This window comes from Streptomyces sp. NPDC001415 (genome assembly GCF_053597395.1).
Map to the genome: position 1 here is coordinate 297,495 of NZ_JBSFIE010000002.1, position 18,480 is coordinate 315,974.

At 70.8% G+C, this 18,480-nt stretch carries 16 protein-coding genes; 13 read left to right on the top strand and 3 right to left on the bottom strand.

Features of this window, described 5'->3' with window-relative positions; translation table 11 throughout:
* Positions 1-20 precede the first annotated feature (20 nt).
* Both ACWC2B_RS03500 and ACWC2B_RS03505 read right to left on the bottom strand, forming a co-directional pair.
* Positions 21-791: a phosphatase gene (locus ACWC2B_RS03500; RefSeq protein ID WP_450714758.1), complete on the bottom strand. Its 771-nt coding sequence runs from the start codon at positions 789-791 to the stop codon at positions 21-23.
* An 83-nt stretch (positions 792-874) separates the two neighbouring features.
* Complete coding sequence (locus ACWC2B_RS03505; protein WP_344378860.1) at positions 875-1,471, bottom strand: SACE_7040 family transcriptional regulator; 597 nt, start codon at positions 1,469-1,471, stop codon at positions 875-877.
* Between the two features lie 110 nt (positions 1,472-1,581).
* Here ACWC2B_RS03505 and ACWC2B_RS03510 point away from each other — a divergent pair, with 110 nt between their 5' ends.
* The 11 genes from ACWC2B_RS03510 (at position 1,582) to ACWC2B_RS03560 (ending at position 15,376) form a co-directional block, all read left to right on the top strand.
* Positions 1,582-3,189, top strand: a complete 1,608-nt coding sequence (locus ACWC2B_RS03510) for a carboxyl transferase domain-containing protein (protein WP_450714759.1) — start codon at positions 1,582-1,584, stop codon at positions 3,187-3,189.
* 74 nt (positions 3,190-3,263) lie between these two features.
* Positions 3,264-5,231: an ATP-binding protein gene (locus tag ACWC2B_RS03515; RefSeq protein WP_450714760.1), complete on the top strand. Its 1,968-nt coding sequence runs from the start codon at positions 3,264-3,266 to the stop codon at positions 5,229-5,231.
* Positions 5,228-6,163, top strand: a complete 936-nt coding sequence (locus ACWC2B_RS03520; RefSeq protein ID WP_450714761.1) for a hydroxymethylglutaryl-CoA lyase — start codon at positions 5,228-5,230, stop codon at positions 6,161-6,163. Before ACWC2B_RS03515 ends, ACWC2B_RS03520 begins: the two co-directional genes overlap by 4 nt.
* A gap of 2 nt (positions 6,164-6,165) precedes the next feature.
* Positions 6,166-7,332 (top strand): acyl-CoA dehydrogenase family protein, encoded by a 1,167-nt coding sequence (locus tag ACWC2B_RS03525; protein ID WP_450714762.1) that lies wholly within the window; start codon positions 6,166-6,168, stop codon positions 7,330-7,332.
* 142 nt (positions 7,333-7,474) lie between these two features.
* Positions 7,475-7,672: a hypothetical protein gene (locus ACWC2B_RS03530; RefSeq protein ID WP_450714763.1), complete on the top strand. Its 198-nt coding sequence runs from the start codon at positions 7,475-7,477 to the stop codon at positions 7,670-7,672.
* A gap of 223 nt (positions 7,673-7,895) precedes the next feature.
* Entirely contained in the window at positions 7,896-8,924 is a 1,029-nt protein-coding gene (locus ACWC2B_RS03535; RefSeq protein ID WP_450714764.1) for an ABC transporter substrate-binding protein, read from the top strand.
* 2 nt (positions 8,925-8,926) lie between these two features.
* Positions 8,927-9,763, top strand: coding sequence for a siderophore-interacting protein (locus ACWC2B_RS03540; RefSeq protein ID WP_450714765.1), 837 nt, complete (start codon positions 8,927-8,929; stop codon positions 9,761-9,763).
* Positions 9,764-10,295: 532 nt separating this feature from the next.
* On the top strand, positions 10,296-11,744 hold the full coding sequence (locus ACWC2B_RS03545) for a pyridoxal phosphate-dependent decarboxylase family protein (protein ID WP_450714766.1): 1,449 nt from the start codon (positions 10,296-10,298) through the stop codon (positions 11,742-11,744).
* Positions 11,728-13,023: a lysine N(6)-hydroxylase/L-ornithine N(5)-oxygenase family protein gene (locus ACWC2B_RS03550; protein ID WP_450714767.1), complete on the top strand. Its 1,296-nt coding sequence runs from the start codon at positions 11,728-11,730 to the stop codon at positions 13,021-13,023. Before ACWC2B_RS03545 ends, ACWC2B_RS03550 begins: the two co-directional genes overlap by 17 nt.
* A complete protein-coding gene (locus ACWC2B_RS03555) occupies positions 13,020-13,610 on the top strand; it encodes a GNAT family N-acetyltransferase (protein WP_450714768.1) in 591 nt (196 codons plus the stop codon). The genes ACWC2B_RS03550 and ACWC2B_RS03555 overlap by 4 nt, the downstream gene beginning before the upstream one ends.
* Positions 13,607-15,376 carry an IucA/IucC family protein gene (locus tag ACWC2B_RS03560; protein ID WP_450714769.1) on the top strand — a complete coding sequence of 590 codons (1,770 nt, stop codon included), beginning with the start codon at positions 13,607-13,609 and terminating at the stop codon, positions 15,374-15,376. Before ACWC2B_RS03555 ends, ACWC2B_RS03560 begins: the two co-directional genes overlap by 4 nt.
* A 59-nt stretch (positions 15,377-15,435) precedes the next feature.
* Here ACWC2B_RS03560 and ACWC2B_RS03565 read toward each other — a convergent pair whose 3' ends face one another.
* Positions 15,436-17,028: a beta-N-acetylhexosaminidase gene (locus ACWC2B_RS03565; protein WP_450714770.1), complete on the bottom strand. Its 1,593-nt coding sequence runs from the start codon at positions 17,026-17,028 to the stop codon at positions 15,436-15,438.
* A gap of 176 nt (positions 17,029-17,204) precedes the next feature.
* On the opposite strand from ACWC2B_RS03565, the gene ACWC2B_RS03570 reads away from it, so the two are divergent.
* Both ACWC2B_RS03570 and ACWC2B_RS03575 read left to right on the top strand, forming a co-directional pair.
* Complete coding sequence (locus tag ACWC2B_RS03570; RefSeq protein ID WP_450714771.1) at positions 17,205-18,089, top strand: DUF4429 domain-containing protein; 885 nt, start codon at positions 17,205-17,207, stop codon at positions 18,087-18,089.
* 98 nt (positions 18,090-18,187) lie between these two features.
* Entirely contained in the window at positions 18,188-18,469 is a 282-nt protein-coding gene (locus ACWC2B_RS03575; protein ID WP_450714772.1) for a hypothetical protein, read from the top strand.
* Positions 18,470-18,480: the final 11 nt, after the last annotated feature.

Below are 18,480 nucleotides of genomic sequence, written 5' to 3' on the forward strand. Positions count from 1 at the left end.
GCCCACAGGGCCCAGCGGGGTCAGACCGTCAGGCCCGCCGCGTCCAGCAGGTACGCCGTCATCGGCTCGTAGAACCGGGGATCCAGGACGTGGTCGTCCAGGGGCACCGTCACCTGGAGCGTGCCCTCCGCCTCGCCGATGAACAGCGCGGGGTCGTTGCTGTCCGCGTAGCCCATCGCGTCCACCCCGAGCTGCCCCGCGCACCCCGCCCAGCCGTGGTCGGCGACCACAAGGTCCGGCGGGGTGTCGAGTGCGCCCAGGATCGCCCGCATCGGCTCCGGCGAGTGGGTGTGCCACAAGGACGCGCCCCGCTCGAAGACGGCGACGTCCGCGAACTGCACGACGTACCCCTCGTCCGCGGTGAGCCCGCCGGGGATCCGTACGATCTCGCAGCCCGCCGCCCGCAGCCCGGCGGCCGTACGGCTGTGGACGTCGATGAGCGCGCCCGGGTGCCCGGTCGCGAACAGCACCCGCTCCCGGCCCGCCGCGGCCTTGCGCAGCCGCGCCGCCATCCGCTCCAGGCCGTCCACGGTCAGCTCGGGGTCGATGGTGTCCTGGCCGGCCCGGTGCTCCGGGTCGTCGACGACGCCGCAGCGCTCGGCCATCACCGCGAGCACGTCCTGCTCGTCGCTCCAGCGGTCCCCCAGCTCCAGGCCCAGCCAGTAGTGGCGGTCGCCGTTGGCGAGCTTGCGGTAGTGGGAGAGGTTGTTGTCGCGGGGCGTGGCGACGTCACCGGCGATACGGGTGCGGACGAGGTGGTCGACAAGGGCGGCACGGCTGGGTATCGGCATGCGGCCATTCTGCCCCGCCCGCGCCGCCCCCGGCCGGGCTGTCCCGCGCACCGGACGGGGCTTTCCGGAGCGGCGGAAGAGGCTCAGTGCGCGTCCAGGGAGGCGAAGGCCCCGTGCGCCAGGCGGCGAAGCAGTGCCTCGGTGGCCGCGCGGCCGGGCAGCCCGGTTCCGTAAGTGCCCAGGTGGGGCGTCGAGTTGAGCAGGCCGAACACCGCGTGCACCGCCCCGCGCACCTCCGCCTCGGGCACCGGCGGGTACAGCTCGCGCACGACGCCGACCCACAGTTCGACGTACTGCCGCTGGAGCTGGCGCACCAGTTTGCGGTCGCTGTCGCGGAGCCGGTCGAGTTCGCGGTCGTGCAGGGTGATCAGCGCCCGGTCGTCGAGCGCGAAGTCGATGTGCCCGTCGATGAGCGCGCCGAGGAGCCGCTCGGGGTCGCCCGCCGCCTCGGTGACCCGCTTGCGCCCGCCGTCGTACAGCCGCCCGCTGATGCCGACGAGCAGCTCGGCCAGCATCGCGTCCTTGCCCGCGAAGTGCCGGTACAGGCCGGGGCCGCTGATGCCGACCGCGGCCCCTATCTCGTCGACGCCGACGCCGTGGAAGCCGCGCTCGGCGAAGAGGCGGGCGGCCTCGCGCAGGATCTGCTCGCGGCGGGTAGGGGCGTCGGTACGGGTGCTCATGGGAATTCATTCTAGACAATGCGGTTAGCGCTCGTTAACCTGAGGGAAACGAGTTAACGGTCATTAACATCCGTTGACGTCGCCGCGTACGGGCAAGGGGGCTCGACACGATGCAGCAGGCACCGGTCCTGGGGAGTGCGGCGGATCCCGCCTCCGAGGCCTGGCGGGCCAACGAGGCGGCGCACCGCGCGCTCGGCGAGGAGCTGCGGGCGAAGCTCGCCACGGCCCGGCTCGGCGGGGGTGAGCGGTCCCGCGAGCGGCATGTCGCGCGCGGCAAGCTGCTGCCGAGGGACCGCGTGGACACCCTCCTCGACCCCGGCTCGCCCTTCCTGGAGCTGGCCCCGCTGGCCGCCGACGGCCTGTACGGCGGGCAGGCGCCGGCCGCCGGGGTGATCGCCGGGATCGGCCGGGTCAGCGGCCGCGAGTGCGTGATCGTCGCCAATGACGCCACGGTCAAGGGCGGCACGTATTACCCGATGACGGTCAAGAAGCACCTGCGGGCCCAGGAGGTGGCGCTCGAAAACCGCCTCCCCTGCCTCTATCTCGTCGACTCGGGCGGCGCCTTCCTGCCGATGCAGGACGAGGTCTTCCCCGACCGCGAGCACTTCGGCCGGATCTTCTACAACCAGGCCCGGATGTCCGGCGCGGGCATCCCGCAGATCGCGGCCGTCCTCGGATCCTGCACGGCCGGCGGCGCGTACGTCCCCGCGATGAGCGACGAGGCCGTGATCGTCCGCAACCAGGGCACGATCTTCCTGGGCGGCCCCCCGCTGGTGAAGGCGGCGACCGGCGAGGTCGTCACGGCCGAGGAGCTCGGCGGCGGCGAGGTCCACTCCCGGGTCTCGGGCGTCACCGACCATCTGGCCGAGGACGACGCGCACGCGCTGAGGATCGTCCGCAACATCGTGGCCACGCTCCCCGACCGCGGCGCGCTGCCCTGGTCGGTCGAGCCGGCCGAGGAGCCGAAGGCCGACCCGTTCGGTCTCTACGGCGCCGTGCCGGTCGACTCGCGCACCCCCTACGACGTACGGGAAGTGATCGCCCGGGTCGTCGACGGCTCGCGCTTCCAGGAGTTCAAGTCGGAGTTCGGGCAGACCTTGGTCACCGGGTTCGCGCGGATCCACGGCCACCCGGTCGGGATCGTCGCCAACAACGGCATCCTGTTCTCCGAATCCGCCCAGAAGGGCGCCCACTTCATCGAGCTGTGCGACCAGCGCGGCATCCCGCTGGTGTTCCTCCAGAACATCTCCGGCTTCATGGTCGGGCGCGACTACGAGGCGGGCGGCATCGCCAAGCACGGCGCGAAGATGGTGACGGCGGTCGCGTGCACACGGGTGCCGAAGCTGACCGTCGTCGTCGGCGGCTCGTACGGCGCGGGCAACTACTCGATGTGCGGCCGGGCCTACAGCCCCCGCTTCCTGTGGATGTGGCCCAACGCCAAGATCTCGGTGATGGGCGGCGAGCAGGCCGCCTCGGTCCTGGCGACCGTCAAGCGCGACCAGTTGGGGGACGACTGGAGCGCGCAGGACGAGGAGGCCTTCAAGGCCCCCATCCGCGAGCAGTACGAGACCCAGGGCAACGCCTACTACGCCACCGCCCGGCTCTGGGACGACGGGGTGATCGACCCGGTCGACACCCGCCAGGTCCTGGGCCTCGCCCTGACGGCCTGCGCCAACGCCCCGCTCGCCGAGCCCGCTTTCGGCGTCTTCCGGATGTGACGGACGTGATGGCTGAGACACCTGAGACGGCACCCATGTCGACTTCCACCTCGACTTCCCCGGTGAGGGCTTCCATGTTCACGACAGTGCTCGTCGCCAACCGGGGCGAGATCGCGGTCCGCGTCATCCGCACGCTGCGACAGCTCGGCATCCGCTCGGTCGCCGTCTTCAGCGACGCGGACGCCGACGCGCGGCACGTCCGGGAGGCGGACACGGCGGTACGCATCGGCCCCGCCGCGGCGTCCGAGAGCTATCTGCGCCCCGAGCGGCTCATCGAGGCGGCGCTGCGCACCGGCGCCCAGGCCGTCCACCCGGGCTACGGCTTCCTCGCCGAGAACGCGGCATTCGCCCATGCCTGCGCCGAGGCCGGCCTGGTCTTCATCGGCCCGCCCGCCGAGGCCATCTCCCTGATGGGCGACAAGATCCGCGCCAAGGAGACCGTGCGGGCGGCCGGCGTCCCGGTCGTTCCGGGCTCCTCCGGCAGCGGCCTGACGGATCATCAACTTGCCGACGCCGCACGGGAGATCGGCATGCCCGTGCTCCTCAAGCCGAGCGCGGGCGGCGGCGGCAAGGGCATGCGCCTGGTCCGCGACGAGGCGCTGCTCGGCGACGAGATCGCGGCCGCCCGCCGCGAGGCCCGAGCCTCGTTCGGCGACGACACACTGCTCGTCGAGCGGTGGATCGACCGGCCGCGCCACATCGAGATCCAGGTCCTGGCCGACGGCCACGGCAACGTGATCCACCTCGGCGAGCGCGAGTGCTCGCTCCAGCGCCGCCACCAGAAGATCATCGAGGAGGCGCCCAGCGTCCTGCTCGACGAGGCGACCCGCGCCGCGATGGGCGAGGCGGCCGTCCAGGCGGCCCGCTCCTGCGGCTACTCGGGCGCGGGCACGGTCGAGTTCATCGTGCCGGGCAGCGACCCCTCTTCGTACTACTTCATGGAGATGAACACCCGCCTCCAGGTCGAGCACCCGGTGACCGAGCTGATCACCGGCGTAGACCTGGTGGAGTGGCAACTGAGGGTCGCGGCCGGAGAGCAACTCCCGTACGAGCAGAAGGACATCACCCTCACCGGCCACGCCATCGAGGCCCGCGTCTGCGCCGAAGACCCGTCCCGTGGCTTCCTGCCGTCCGGCGGTACGGTCCTGAGCCTGCGCGAGCCGCAGGGCGACGGCATCCGTACGGACTCGGGGCTGAGCGAGGGCACCGAGGTGGGCAGCCTGTACGACCCGATGCTGTCCAAGGTGATCGCGTACGGGCCCGACCGCGCGACCGCGCTGCGCAAACTGCGGGCGGCGCTCGCCGGCACGGTGACGCTCGGCGTGCCCACCAACGCCGGATTCCTGCGCCGCCTGCTTGCCCATCCGGCCGTGGTGGCAGGGGAGTTGGACACGGGTCTGGTCGAGCGCGAGGCGGATTCGCTGGTCCCGGACGGCGTACCGGACGAGGTGTACGCGGCGGCCGCGGCGGTACGGCTCGACGCGCTGCGGCCCGCGCCGGCCGACGGCTGGACCGACCCGTTCTCGGTGCCGAGCGGCTGGCGGATGGGCGGCGAACCCGCGCCGCTCGTCTTCTCCCTGCGAGTACCGGGACGCGAACCCGTCACACGCGCCGCGAGCCCGGCGACCGATCTCGGTCCGGACCGGGTCACCGTCGAACTCGACGGCGTCACCCACACCTTCCACCGGGCCGGAAGCTGGCTCGGGCGGGACGGCGACAGCTGGCACGTCACGGACCACGACCCGGTCGAGGCGGCCTTGAGCGGCAAGGTGCACGGCGGAGCCGACACTCTGGCCGCGCCCATGCCGGGCACGGTCACCGTCGTCAAGGTGGCGGTCGGCGACGAAGTGGACGCCGGGCAGAGCCTGTTGGTGGTCGAGGCGATGAAGATGGAGCACGTGATCTCCGCCCCGCACGCGGGCACGGTCACCGAACTCGACGTCACCCCGGGCTCGACCGTGGCCATGGACCAGGTGCTTGCCGTGGTCACACCCGCCGCGCAGGAGACGGTCCAGGAGACCCCCGAGGAGAAGACCCCATGACCCTCCCCATGGTCGTTCCGGCGCAGAACCTCCCGTCCCGGGTCCGCATCCACGAGGTCGGGGCGCGCGACGGGCTGCAGAACGAGAAGTCGGTCGTGCCGACCGAGGTCAAGGCCGAGTTCGTGCACCGCCTGGCGGCCGCGGGCCTGACCACCATCGAGGCGACCAGCTTCGTGCACCCCAAGTGGGTGCCCCAACTGGCGGACGCGGAAGCCCTGTTCCCGATGCTGGGCGACCTCAAGGGCATCGCCCTCCCCGTCCTCGTACCGAACGAGCGGGGTCTGGACCGGGCGCTCGCGCTCGGCGCCCACCGGATCGCCGTGTTCGCCAGCGCCACCGAGTCCTTCGCCAAGGCCAACCTGAACCGCACGGTCGACGAGTCGCTGGCGATGTTCGAGCCCGTGGTGAGCCGCGCGAAGGCGGAGAAAGCGCACGTCAGGGGCTATCTGTCGATGTGCTTCGGCGACCCCTGGGAAGGCGCGGTGCCGGTGCGCCAGGTGGTGCGGGTCGCCAAGGCCCTGGTCGACATGGGCTGCGACGAGCTGAGCCTGGGCGACACCATCGGGGTCGCCACCCCTGCCCATGTGGGGGCTCTGCTCGCCGGGCTGAACGAAGAGGGCGTGCCGACCGACGCCATCGGGGTGCACTTCCACGACACCTACGGCCAGGCCCTTTCCAACACGCTCGCAGCCCTCCAGCACGGCGTGAGCACCGTGGACGCCTCGGCCGGCGGCCTCGGCGGCTGCCCCTACGCCAAGTCCGCCACGGGAAACCTCGCCACCGAAGACCTCGTGTGGATGCTCCAGGGCCTCGGTATCGACACCGGGGTCGACCTCGGCCTGCTCACCGCCACCAGCGTGTGGATGGCCGGACAGCTGGGCCGCCCCAGCCCCTCCCGCACCGTACGTGCCCTCTCCCACCAGGAGTCGTAGCCATGCCCCTCGACCACCGTCTCACCCCCGAGCACGAGGAACTCCGCCGTACCGTCGAGGAGTTCGCCCACGACGTCGTCGCCCCGAAGATCGGCGACTTCTACGAGCGCCACGAGTTCCCGTACGAGATCGTCCGCGAGATGGGCCGCATGGGCCTGTTCGGCCTTCCCTTCCCCGAGGAGTACGGGGGCATGGGCGGCGACTACCTCGCGCTCGGCATCGCCCTGGAGGAGCTGGCCCGCGTCGACTCGTCGGTGGCCATCACCCTGGAGGCGGGCGTCTCGCTCGGCGCGATGCCGATCTTCCGCTTCGGTACGGAGGAGCAGAAGCGCCAGTGGCTGCCGAAGCTGTGCTCGGGCGAGATGCTCGGCGCGTTCGGCCTGACCGAGCCGGACTGCGGCTCGGACGCGGGCGGCACCCGGACCACGGCGGTGCGCGACGACTCCACGGGCGAGTGGGTGATCAACGGCTCGAAGTGCTTCATCACCAACTCCGGTACGGACATCACCGGCCTGGTCACCGTCACCGCGGTCACCGGTCGCAAGGAGGACGGCCGCCCGCTGATCTCCTCGATCATCGTCCCGTCCGGCACGCCGGGCTTCACGGTCGCGGCCCCCTACTCGAAGGTCGGCTGGAACGCCTCGGACACCCGTGAGCTGGCCTTCTCGGACGTACGGGTCCCGGTGGCGAACCTGCTCGGCGAGGAGGGCCGCGGGTACGCCCAGTTCCTGCGCATCCTGGACGAGGGCCGCATCGCGATCTCGGCGCTCGCGACCGGGCTCGCGCAGGGCTGTGTGGACGAGTCGCTGAAGTACGCGAAGGAGCGGCACGCCTTCGGCCGCCCGATCGGCGACAACCAGGCCATCCAGTTCAAGATCGCCGACATGGAGCTGCGGGCCCACATGGCGCGGGTCGGCTGGCGCGACGCCGCGTCCCGGCTTGTGCACGGGGAGCCGTTCAAGAAGGAGGCGGCGCTGGCGAAGCTGTACTCGTCGACGGTGGCGGTCGACAACGCCCGTGAGGGCACGCAGATCTTCGGCGGCTACGGCTTCATGAACGAGTACCCGGTGGCCCGCATGTGGCGCGACTCCAAGATCCTGGAGATCGGCGAGGGCACGAGCGAGGTGCAGCGGATGCTGATCGCGCGTGAACTGGGGCTGCCTGCCTGACCTTTGGGGCCCCGGGGTCGATGACCCCCGGGGCCCCAAAGCCACTCCAAAGCCACTCCGACGTGCTCCCGAAGTCCTCCAAAGGAGTGGCGGCGCTCGCGTCGTCCCCGCCCTCGGGTGCCCGGGGCCGCACCCTGTCAGGGTGAATCCTCCGAACTGCCCCAGTTGCGCGAGCCGTCCACCGCTGTGGAAGGACACCTCGGCCACGGCGCCGGGCGCCGCCGACCGCTGGCACTGGCACTGCGTGGCCTGCCTGCGTTCGTACGAGCCGAGCCCCTCGCACAAGGTGCGGTTCACGTACGCGCCGCTGGCCCGGCAGGCGTCGCTGCTGGGCAGGTAGCGGGGCGGACGCCGGGGCCTGTTGGTTCGACACGAAGCGCCATCGCGCAGTGGACGTACGGGTCGTGGGGCTCGACGCGTGCCGGGCCGAGTTCGGCGCGTAGTGGGCGACACGTAGAGGCGGAGGGGCCAGCCACCGGCTAAGTAGTGAGGTTAGGCTAACCTATCTTCACATCCAGCCAGCGGCCGGTCCCCGGCACGTACGTACGAAAGCGGACACCGTCATGCCCCTCGCCCGAGCGTCCCTGCCCACCCGTCGCGGCCTGCTGGCCATGGGCGGCGCGATCGGAGTCGGTGCCGTGCTGACCGCCTGCGGCGGCGACAAAAAGGGCGGCTCGGCGGACGGCGGCACGGCGGGCAAGTCCGGACCCTGGTCGTTCAAGGACGATCGCGGCCAGACCGCCGAGACCAAGGCCCTGCCCAAGAACATCGTCGCCTACACCGGCACCGCGGCCGCCCTCTTCGACTACGGGATCCAGGTCAAGGGCGTCTTCGGCCCGACGAGGACGAAGGACGGCAAGGCCGATGTGCAGGCCGGTGACCTCGACATCAGCAAGGTCGAGATCATCGGCAACACCTACGGCGAGTTCAGCGTCGAGAAGTACGCGGCGCTCCAACCGGACGTGCTGATCACGGACATGTGGCAGAAGGACGTTCTCTGGTACGTGCCGGACAACAGCAAGGACAAGATCCTCAAGCTGGCGCCGAGCGTGGCCCTGTGGGCGGCCGACCAGAGCATGCCCGCGGCCCTTCAGCGCCGCGCGGACCTCGCCAAGTCCCTTGGCGCCGACCTGAACGCGAAGAAGGTCACCGACGCGAAGGCCGCGTTCGAGAAGGCCTCCGCCCGGCTGCGCGCCGCCGTGAAGGCAAACCCGGGGATCCGGGTGCTGCTCGGCTCGGCGAGCCCCGACCTGTTCTACGTCTCCGAGGCCAAGCGGAGCTGCGACACCCGGTACTTCCAGGAGCTGGGCGTCCAATTCGTCACCCCGAAGGTCGACTCACAGGGCTTCTTCGAGTCGCTCAGCTGGGAGAACGTCGCCAAGTACCCGGCGGACCTCATCCTCATGGACAACCGCACCGGCACCCTGCAGCCGGGCGACCTCGGCAACAAGCCGACCTGGGGGCAGCTGCCCGCCGTCAAGGCCAACCAGGTCGTGCCGCGCCTGACCGAACCGATCTACTCCTACGCGCGCGTCGCGCCCATCGTCGACGCGCTCGCCCAGGCCATCGAGAACGCGAAGAAGGTCGCCTGACGATGCCCACACCGGCCGAGACCGCCACCGCCCCCTTCCGCCTCTTCGATCTGCGCGTGGTACGGGCCCGGCGGCTCGGCCCGTCGCTGATGCGGGTCACGTTCGGGGGCTTCGGCGACGAGGACCTCGCGGAGTTCGCCGCCGGGGGCCGCGACCAAAGCCTGTCGCTCTTCCTGCCGCACCCCGGCCAGGAGGCACCCGTCCTGCCGCCGGCCGACGACGCGGAGGGCTGGTGGGGCGCCTATCGCGCGCTGCCCGACGACGTACGGGCCATCATGCGCTCGTACACGGTCCGCGCGCAGCGCCGCGATCCGGGCGGGGCGTGCGAGCTCGACATCGACTTCGCGCTGCACGAGGACGGCGGGCCCGCGTGCCGCTGGGCGGGCTCGGCGCGTCCTGGCGCCAGGGTTACGGTCCTGGGCCCGGCCGTCGCGGACAACACGGCGGTACGTTTCCGACCGCCGGCCGGGACCGACTCCGTCGTCATCTGGGCCGACGAGACGGCACTGCCGGCCGCGGCGGCCATCCTCGAATGGCTCCCCTCGGGCATGCCTGCCCAGGTCTGGATCACGGTGCCGTCCGCCGAGGACGCGATGGAGTTGGCGACGGCGGCGGACGCGGAGGTGACGTGGCTGCCGGACGCCTCCGCCCTGGACGCCATAGCGGCGGCGCCGCTGCCCGGCACCTCCCCGTACGTCTGGATCGCAGGCGAAGCCTCCCAAGTCCGCTCCCTGAGGCGGCACTTCGTGGGTGAGCGGGGGGTGGACCGGGGGCGGGTCACGTTCGTGGGGTACTGGCGCCGGGGCCGTACGGAGGATGAGCTCCGGGCGGCGGCGTAGGGGCCCCGCTATGCAGGGTGGGCGGCTCGACCCCTGGGAGCTGCGCCCCAGACCCGGGGGCTGCCCACCCACCCGCCCGCCTGTCGCTCAGCGTCGGCTGGACTGAACCCCGGAAGCCGGGCACCCCGCACCGCACGTCGGGGGCTCCGCCCCGGCGGCATTCCCCGGAACTGACCGCCCGCTAGAGGCTTGGGGCCACCCTCCCCCGAGACCCATACGAGGGCCTCACCCCCGCGCACCTCTCAAGGGCTCTCCCCTCCCGGGGGCCACCCCCTCCCGGCGGGCGCGCTTCGTCGGATCCCGCCCCCGCCCCTCATTCCACCAACTCGCCGAATCCGTACGGACGTCAGGCTCCCATGGCGGGCCCGTCCGCAGCCTGCCAAACGGGTGGGCGGGGCGGGAAAGCCCCCCACCCTTACCCCCAAAACTTAGGTTAGGCTAACCTTACTTACGAGATCGCGGGCCCTCGTTCACACCCCTCCCTGCCCGGAGGGCCAGGGCCCCGCCCGCTCCCCGATCCGGAGGACCCCCCATGCGTTCCCAGCTGCTCAACGACACGACCGCGGAGCAATACCGCCGCTCCGTGACCGAAGGAGTAGAGCGGGTGGCGCGCAAACTCGCCTCGACCCGGCGGCCGTTCAGCGGTGTCGGGGTCGACGACCTCGCCCCGGTCGTCGACGGCATCGACCTCGACGCCCCGCTCGGCGATTCCTCCGCCGTCCTGGACGAGCTCGAAGACGTCTATCTCCGCGACGCCGTCTACTTCCACCACCCCCGCTACCTCGCCCACCTCAACTGCCCGGTCGTGATCCCCGCCGTGTTGGGCGAGGCGGTCCTGTCCGCGGTGAACTCCTCCCTGGACACCTGGGACCAGAGCGCGGGCGGCACCCTCATCGAGCGCAGACTCATCGACTGGACCGCGCGGCGCATAGGCCTCGGCCCCGCCGCGGACGGCGTGTTCACCAGCGGCGGCACCCAGTCCAACCTCCAGTCGCTGCTGCTCGCCCGCGAGGAGGCCAAGACCACCGACCTCGCGAGGCTGCGCATCTTCGCCTCCGAGTGCAGCCACTTCAGCGTGCAGAAGTCCGCCCAACTGCTCGGCCTGGGAAGGGACGCGGTCGTCGCCGTCCCCACCGACCACGACAAGCGCATGCAGGTCCTCGGGCTCGCCCGCGCCCTGGAGCGCTGCGTGAGCGAGGGCAACGTACCCATGGCGGTCGTGGCCACCGCCGGGACCACGGACTTCGGCTCCATCGACCCGCTGCCCGGCATCGCCGAGCTCTGCGCCCAGTACGGCGCCTGGATGCACGTGGACGCCGCCTACGGCTGCGGGCTGCTGGCCTCGCCGACCCCCGGCCGCCGTGCCCTGCTCGACGGCATCGAGCGCGCCGACTCCGTCACCGTCGACTACCACAAGTCGTTCTTCCAGCCCGTCAGTTCGAGCGCCGTGCTCGTCCGTGACCGCGCCACGCTCCGCCACGCCACCTACCACGCCGACTACCTCAATCCGCGCCGCGCGGCCGAGGAGCGCATCCCCAACCAGGTGGACAAGTCGCTCCAGACCACCCGCCGTTTCGACGCCCTGAAACTGTGGATGACCCTGCGCACCATGGGCGCCGACGGCATCGGCTCCCTCTTCGACGAAGTATGTGAACTGGCCGAGCGGGGCTGGCAGTTGCTGGCCGCCGATCCCCGGTACGACGTGGTCGTACGACCCAGTCTCTCCACCCTCGTCTTCCGCTACATCCCCGACAACGTCACCTCGCCCGCCGAGATCGACCGCGCCAACCTCTACGCCCGCAAGGCGCTCTTCGCGTCCGGTGAGGCCGTCGTCGCCGGGACCAAGTCCGGCGGCCGCCAGTACCTGAAATTCACCCTGCTCAACCCCGAGACGAGCGTCGAGGACATCGCCGCCGTACTCGACCTGATCGCCGGCCACGCCGAGCAGTACCTGGGAGAGAACCTTGTCCACGCGTCCTGAAGCCCCCGGCACGTCCGAGGCGTACGACTTCATCGGGATCGGGCTCGGCCCCTTCAACCTCGGTCTCGCCTGCCTCACCGAGCCCATCGACGAGCTGAACGGCCTCTTCCTGGAGACCAAGCCCGGCTTCGAGTGGCACTCCGGGATGTTCCTGGAGGGCGCCCACCTCCAGACGCCGTTCCTGTCCGACCTGGTCACCCTCGCCGACCCGACCTCGCCGTACTCCTTCCTCAACTACCTGAAGGAATCAGGGCGGTTGTACTCGTTCTACATCCGCGAGAACTTCTACCCCCTGCGCACCGAGTACAACGACTACTGCCGCTGGGCCGCCGGGAAACTGGGCTCGATCCGCTTCAACCAGACGGTCGAGTCGGTGACGTACGACGACACGACCGAGCTGTACGCGGTCCGGACCACCACCGGCGACACCTTCCGCACCCGCCGCCTCGTGCTCGGCACCGGCACCCCGCCGCACCTCCCCGAGCCCTGCCGGGGCCTCGGCGGCGACCTGCTGCACAACTCCCGTTACCTGGAGCACAAGGAGGCGCTCCAGAAGAAGGAGTCGGTCACGATCGTCGGCTCGGGCCAGTCCGCGGCCGAGATCTACTACGACCTGCTCTCCGAGATCGACGTCCACGGCTACCGGCTGAACTGGGTGACGCGCTCGCCCCGCTTCTTCCCGCTGGAGTACACCAAGCTGACCCTTGAGATGACGTCCCCGGAGTACATCGACTACTTCCACGCGCTGCCCGAGGCCACCCGCTACCGGCTCGAATCGGCGCAGAAGGGGCTCTTCAAGGGCATCGACTCGGAGCTGATCGACGCCATCTTCGATCTGCTCTACCAGAAGAGCCTCAAGGGTCCCGTCCCCACCCGCCTGCTCACCAACTCCGCGCTGGGGTCGGCCAGTTACGACACCACCACCAGTACGTACACACTGGGTCTGCGACAGGAGGAGCAGGAGAAGGACTACACCCTCAGCACCCAGGGCCTGGTCCTCGCCACCGGCTACCAGTACGCCGAGCCGGAGTTCCTGAAGCCCGTCACCGGGCGGCTGCGGCGCGACGGGCGCGGGCGCTTCGACGTGGCCCGCAACTACTCCATCGACACCACCGGCCACGGCGTCTTCCTCCAGAACGCCGGCGTGCACACCCACTCGATCACCTCGCCCGACCTCGGCATGGGCGCCTATCGCAACGCGTACATCATCGGCGAGCTGCTCGGCCGCGAGTACTACCCGGTCGAGAAGTCCATCGCCTTCCAGGAGTTCGCCATATGAGCCCCCAGAACCCCCAGAACCGCCGGCCCGCCGTCGGGTCCTTCACCTTCCGGCCGCTCGACCCCCTCCGCGACTCCGAGCTGGTGCACTCCTGGGTGACCCACCCCAAGGCCGCGTTCTGGCTGATGCAGCACGCGAAACTCCAGGACGTCGAGCGCGAGTACATGGCGATCGCCGCGAACCCGCACCACCACGCCCTCGTCGGCCTGCACGACGGCGATCCCGCGTTCCTCATGGAGCACTACCACCCGGCGTACGTCGAACTGGCCGGCCTGTACGAGCCGTTGCCCGGGGACGTCGGCATGCACTTCCTGGTCGCCCCGACCGACACCCCGGTGCACGGTTTCACGCGGGCCGTCATCACCGCCGTGATGGAGGAGCTGTTCGCCGACCCGGCCACCGCGCGCGTCGTCGTCGAGCCCGACGTCAACAACAGTGCGGTGCACGCGCTGAACGAGGCCGTCGGCTTCGAGATCGCCAAGCGGATCACCAAGCCCGAGAAGGACGCCTATCTGTCCTTCTGCACCCGAGAGCAGTTCCGTACGGCCCTGGAGACCACACGGGCCCGAGAGGCGGCAACACGATGACCACCGACACCACGGTCACCCACCTCACCCCCGAGCCGTGGGCCGAGGCCAACCGGCTCCTCATCCGCAAGGCGCTCGCCGAGTTCGCCCACGAGCGCCTCCTCGCCCCCGAGCCGCTCGGCGACAACCGGTACCGCGTCCGCTCCGACGACGGCTCGGTCGAGTACCGCTTCACCGCGTCCCGGCTCTCGCTCGACCACTGGCAGGTGTTCGCCGAGTCCATATCGCGGCACGGCGCCGAGGGCCGACTCCCGCTCGACGCACTGGACTTCTTCCTCGAACTGCGCACCGCCCTCGGCCTGAGCGACACGATCCTGCCGGTGTACCTGGAGGAGATCTCCTCCACCCTCTCCGGCACGGCATACAAACTGACGAAGCCTCAGATTACGTCGGCGGAGCTCGCCCGCTCCGGCTTCCAGGCCATCGAGACGGGCATGACCGAGGGCCACCCCTGCTTCGTCGCCAACAACGGCCGGCTCGGCTTCGGCGTCCACGAGTACCTCGCGTACGCCCCCGAGACCGCGAGCCCGGTGCGGCTGCTGTGGCTGGCGGCCCGCCGCGACCGCGCCACCTTCACGGCGGGCGCGGGCCTGGACCACGAGGCGCTGATGCGCGACGAACTCGGCCGGGCCACCCTGGACCGGTTCGCGGCCCGGCTGGCCGAACGCGGCCTCGACGCCGACGACTTCCTCCTGCTGCCGGTGCACCCCTGGCAGTGGTGGAACAAACTGTCCGTGACCTTCGCCGCCGAGATCGCCCAGGAGCGCCTGGTCCTGCTCGGCGAGGGCGACGACGACTACCTCGCCCAGCAGTCGATCCGTACGTTCTTCAACACGAGCGACCCGGCCAAGCACTACGTCAAAACGGCCCTCTCGGTCCTCAACATGGGCTTCATGCGCGGGCTTTCGGCCGCGTACATGGAGGCGACGCCCGCCATCAACGACTGGCTGGCGGGGCTGGTCGCGGCGGACGACACGTTCCGCGCGGCGCGGTTCTCGATCATCCGCGAGCGGGCGGCGATCGGCTACCGCCACGAGCAGTACGAGCGGGCCACCGACCGCTACTCGCCGTACCGCAAGATGCTGGCCGCGCTGTGGCGCGAGAGCCCGGTTCCGTCGCTCCGGCCGGGCGAGCGCCTCGCCACGATGGCCTCGCTGCTGCACACCGACCACGAGGGCGCCTCGTTCGCGGGCGCCCTGATCGCCGAGTCGGGCCGCACCCCGGCCGAGTGGCTGCGCGGCTACCTGGACGCCTACCTGGTGCCGGTCCTGCACGCCTTCTACGCGTACGACCTGGTGTTCATGCCGCACGGCGAGAACGTGATCCTGGTGCTCGCCGAGGACGGCACGGTCTCGCGGGCGATCTTCAAGGACATCGCCGAGGAGATCGCGGTGATGGACCCGGACGCGGCGCTGCCGCCGGCCGTGGAGCGGATCCGCGCGGACGTGCCCGAGGACATGAAGCTGCTCTCCGTGTTCACGGACGTCTTCGACTGCTTCTTCCGCTTCCTGAACGCGGCCCTGGTGACGGAGGGAGTCCTTGAGGAGTCGGCGTTCTGGCGGACCGTGACGGACTGCGTCACCGCCTACCAGGCCTCCAAGCCCGAACTGGCCGACAGGTTCAAGCAGTACGACCTGTTCGCCCCGGACTTCGCCCTGTCCTGCCTGAACCGCCTCCAGCTCCGCAACAACGAGCAGATGGTGGACCTGGCGGACCCGGCGGGCGCCCTGCAACTGGTGGGCACCCTGAGGAACCCGATCGCCTGACGGGCTACCTGCCTGAGGGGCTCGGTTCTCGCGGAACCGAGCCCCTCAGGCTTGGGGACTCAAACCCACGGCACCACGGGCGACCGGTAGAAGTTGATCCCCAGCGCCGCCATCCGCGGCCCCTGCTGCGCGAGCCGCGTCTTGTACGACGCCCAGTCGTGCGTGGAAGCGGGCGACCACCCGATCTCCGCGATCCCCTGGAGCCGCGGGATGGCCATGTACTCGATCTGGGAGGAATTGGTCAGCGTCTCCGACCAGATCGGCGCCTCGACGCCGAGCACGGCCTTCGCCGGTACGCCCTTGATGAAGGTGCCCGGATCCCACGCGTACGACTTGTCGACGTCGACGTATCCGGCCCAGCTGGTCCCGAGCGGAGACTTCGCGTCGTACTTCATGTCGAGGTAGGCGTGGTTGGCGGGCGACATCACGAGCCGGGTGCCGGCCTGCGCCGCCGCGGCGACGTCCGCCTCGTTGCCGAGCGTGCCCCAGTACTGGGCGACGGCCCCCTTCACGGGTGTGGCCCCGGCGATCTGGTGCCAGGCCATCACCGTCTTGCCGTACTTGCCGACGACCGGCTGGGCCTTGCCCATGAAGGTGACGTAGTCGGCGTGCGAGGTGGAGTGCGCCTCGTCGCCGCCGATGTGGACGTACCGCCCGGGCGTGAGGGCGGCGACCTCGCGCACCACGTCGTCGAAGAACTTGTACGTCACGTCCTTGGGCACGCACAGCGAGCTGAAGCCGACGTTGGTGCCCGTGTACAGCGGGGGCGCGACGCCGTTGCAGTTCAGCTCGGCGTAGGAGGCGAGGGCCGCGTTGGTGTGTCCCGGGGTGTCGATCTCGGGGACGACCTCCAGATAGCGGGAGGAGGCGTAGGCGACGATCGCCCGGTAGTCGGCCTTGGTGTAGTAGCCGCCCTTGCCGCCGCCGACCTGCGTCTGACCGCCGTAGGTGGCGAGCTTGGGCCAGGAGTCGACGGCGATGCGCCAGCCCTGGTCGTCGCTGAGGTGCAGATGCAGCTCGTTGATCTTGTAGAGGGCGAGCTGGTCGATGTACCGCTTGACCTGGTCGACGGTGAAGAAGTGCCGCGAGACGTCGATCATCGCGCCCCGGTAGGCGTAGCGCGGGGAGTCGGTGACGGTGCCGCCCGCGATCTTCCAGGGGCCGGTCTGCTTCGTCCGCTTCTCCACGGCCGCGGGCAGCAGCTGCCGCAGGGTCTGTACGCCGTGGAAGAGCCCGGCGGGTTTGTCGGCGGTGATGGTGAGGGACCCGGCGCCCGAGGCGAGCCGGTAGCCCTCGTCGCCGAGGCCCTGGTCACCGGCGCCGAGCAGCAGCCGGATCCCGTCGTCGCCCGCGTCGCCGGTGACGGGCAGGCCGTACCCGGTGGAGGGCCGAAGGATGCCTGCCAGGTAGTCACCGATCCGCTGGGCGTCGGGCGAACCCGCGGCGACCCTGATCTTGGTGGCCGAGCCGATGGTGTACGGGGTGCCGCCGGTGGAGACGGAGGCGGGGGCGGGCACGATCTGGCCCAGCGGGCGGGGGGCGCCCGCCGCCGCGGGGGCCGCGGAGGCCCCGATACTGGTGAGCCCGGCGGCCGCCACGAGGACCAGGGAGCCGAGGAGCCGGGCGAATGTCCTGCGCTGTCTCTGTCTCACAAGCGGTTCCCTTCCAGGGGGTCGCGCAACTGTGGGGGCTGAGCAACCGAACACTCCCCATGGGACCGGGGATCGCACCCGGGGTCAAGGTGAGGAGCGGCACCGCGGGGAGTACCGGAACCGCCCGATGTCCGCAAGTCGATCATCACGGCGGAGGCCGATGAAACAATCCCCGCATGGCGGAAATCATCCAGAAGGACGGCACCTGGGTCTTCGACGGCGAGACGCTGCGGATCGTGCCGGGCAGCGACAAGTCGGTCGGCCTGCTCCAGCGGACGCTCGGGGAGACAGCGGTACCGCTGCGAGCGGTGGCGGGCATCGCGTACGAGCCGGGACGCAAGACCGGGCGGCTCAGGCTGCGGCTGCGGGACGGGGCGGATCCGCTGCTCCAGGTCACCGGCGGAAAGCTGCCGGACGCCTCGGACCCGTACGTCCTGACCGTGGAGACCCGGACGGCGGCCGTGGCCGAGTACATGGTGGACGAGGTGCGCAACGCCCTGCTGCTCGACGAGGTGCCGGACGGGCCCGTCGACAGCTACCTCCTGCCGGGGCCCGCGGTGCCGATGACGGTGGGCGCGGGCGATGCCACGGTCACCTTCGACGGCCGTACGGTGCGCCTGGAGTGGACCTGGCACACCGACGAGAAGAAGACGGCGGCCGGCCCGGTCACCCTGGGGCTCGACGATCTGACGGAGGTGGTCTGGCAGCCCGCGCGCGGCCTGATCGACGGCTACCTGCGCTTCGTCACCATGCCGAACGCCCCGCGGCTCGCCGCCAAACACGATCCGCTGGCGGTCGAGCTGAACGGCTTCAAGAAGGATCCGCTGATGGCGCTGCTCGCCTCGGCGGTGGTGGCCCGGATGCCGCACCCGCACGCCCCGCGGCGGGAACTGGCGCCCGCCGCCCCCAAGTCCCTGACGGCCGCGCCCGCCGCCCCGGCCGCCGAGGACCACGACGTACTGCTCCGGCGCCTGCGTGAACTCGGCGAGCTGCACCGGAGCGGCATCCTGACGGATGAGGAGTTCTCGGCGGCCAAGCAGGCGGTCCTCAAGCGCCTGTGAAGCCGTTCTGGTCCAGACCAGACGCGCGATCATGTGAATCCTGCCCGGAATCGGGCAGGATTCTTGCGTATGTCCCCGCCAGACCGCAATATCGACGGGTGCTCGAACGCCGCAGCCCGTCGTCCCACGACGACCTCGTAGATCATCTGGTGCGCAGCACCGCGCTCCAGCGCGGTGAGGCGGCCCGGGTGGTTCTGGAGGTGCTGGCGTACTTCGACGAGACGTGCGAGGAATTCGTCCGCCGGCGCCACCGTGAACTGCAGTCCGGGGGCGCCGTGAACGCGGAGATCTTCGAGCGGATCGCGGCAGAGCTGCCGCACCGCGCCGTAGCGCCACCGGAGCTCTCGCTCCGGCAGCTGCGCCGCATCGTCTACGGCTGAGCACACATCTG

Coding starts and splice junctions, on each gene's coding strand:
- ACWC2B_RS03535 (WP_450714764.1), top strand. CDS start 7,896: ATGCCCCTCGCCCGAGCGTCCCTGCCCACCCGTCGCGGCCTGCTGGCC.
- ACWC2B_RS03525 (WP_450714762.1), top strand. CDS start 6,166: ATGCCCCTCGACCACCGTCTCACCCCCGAGCACGAGGAACTCCGCCGT.
- ACWC2B_RS03570 (WP_450714771.1), top strand. CDS start 17,205: ATGGCGGAAATCATCCAGAAGGACGGCACCTGGGTCTTCGACGGCGAG.
- ACWC2B_RS03500 (WP_450714758.1), bottom strand. CDS start 791: ATGCCGATACCCAGCCGTGCCGCCCTTGTCGACCACCTCGTCCGCACC.
- ACWC2B_RS03510 (WP_450714759.1), top strand. CDS start 1,582: ATGCAGCAGGCACCGGTCCTGGGGAGTGCGGCGGATCCCGCCTCCGAG.
- ACWC2B_RS03560 (WP_450714769.1), top strand. CDS start 13,607: ATGACCACCGACACCACGGTCACCCACCTCACCCCCGAGCCGTGGGCC.
- ACWC2B_RS03520 (WP_450714761.1), top strand. CDS start 5,228: ATGACCCTCCCCATGGTCGTTCCGGCGCAGAACCTCCCGTCCCGGGTC.
- ACWC2B_RS03555 (WP_450714768.1), top strand. CDS start 13,020: ATGAGCCCCCAGAACCCCCAGAACCGCCGGCCCGCCGTCGGGTCCTTC.
- ACWC2B_RS03505 (WP_344378860.1), bottom strand. CDS start 1,471: ATGAGCACCCGTACCGACGCCCCTACCCGCCGCGAGCAGATCCTGCGC.
- ACWC2B_RS03515 (WP_450714760.1), top strand. CDS start 3,264: ATGTTCACGACAGTGCTCGTCGCCAACCGGGGCGAGATCGCGGTCCGC.
- ACWC2B_RS03545 (WP_450714766.1), top strand. CDS start 10,296: ATGCGTTCCCAGCTGCTCAACGACACGACCGCGGAGCAATACCGCCGC.
- ACWC2B_RS03540 (WP_450714765.1), top strand. CDS start 8,927: ATGCCCACACCGGCCGAGACCGCCACCGCCCCCTTCCGCCTCTTCGAT.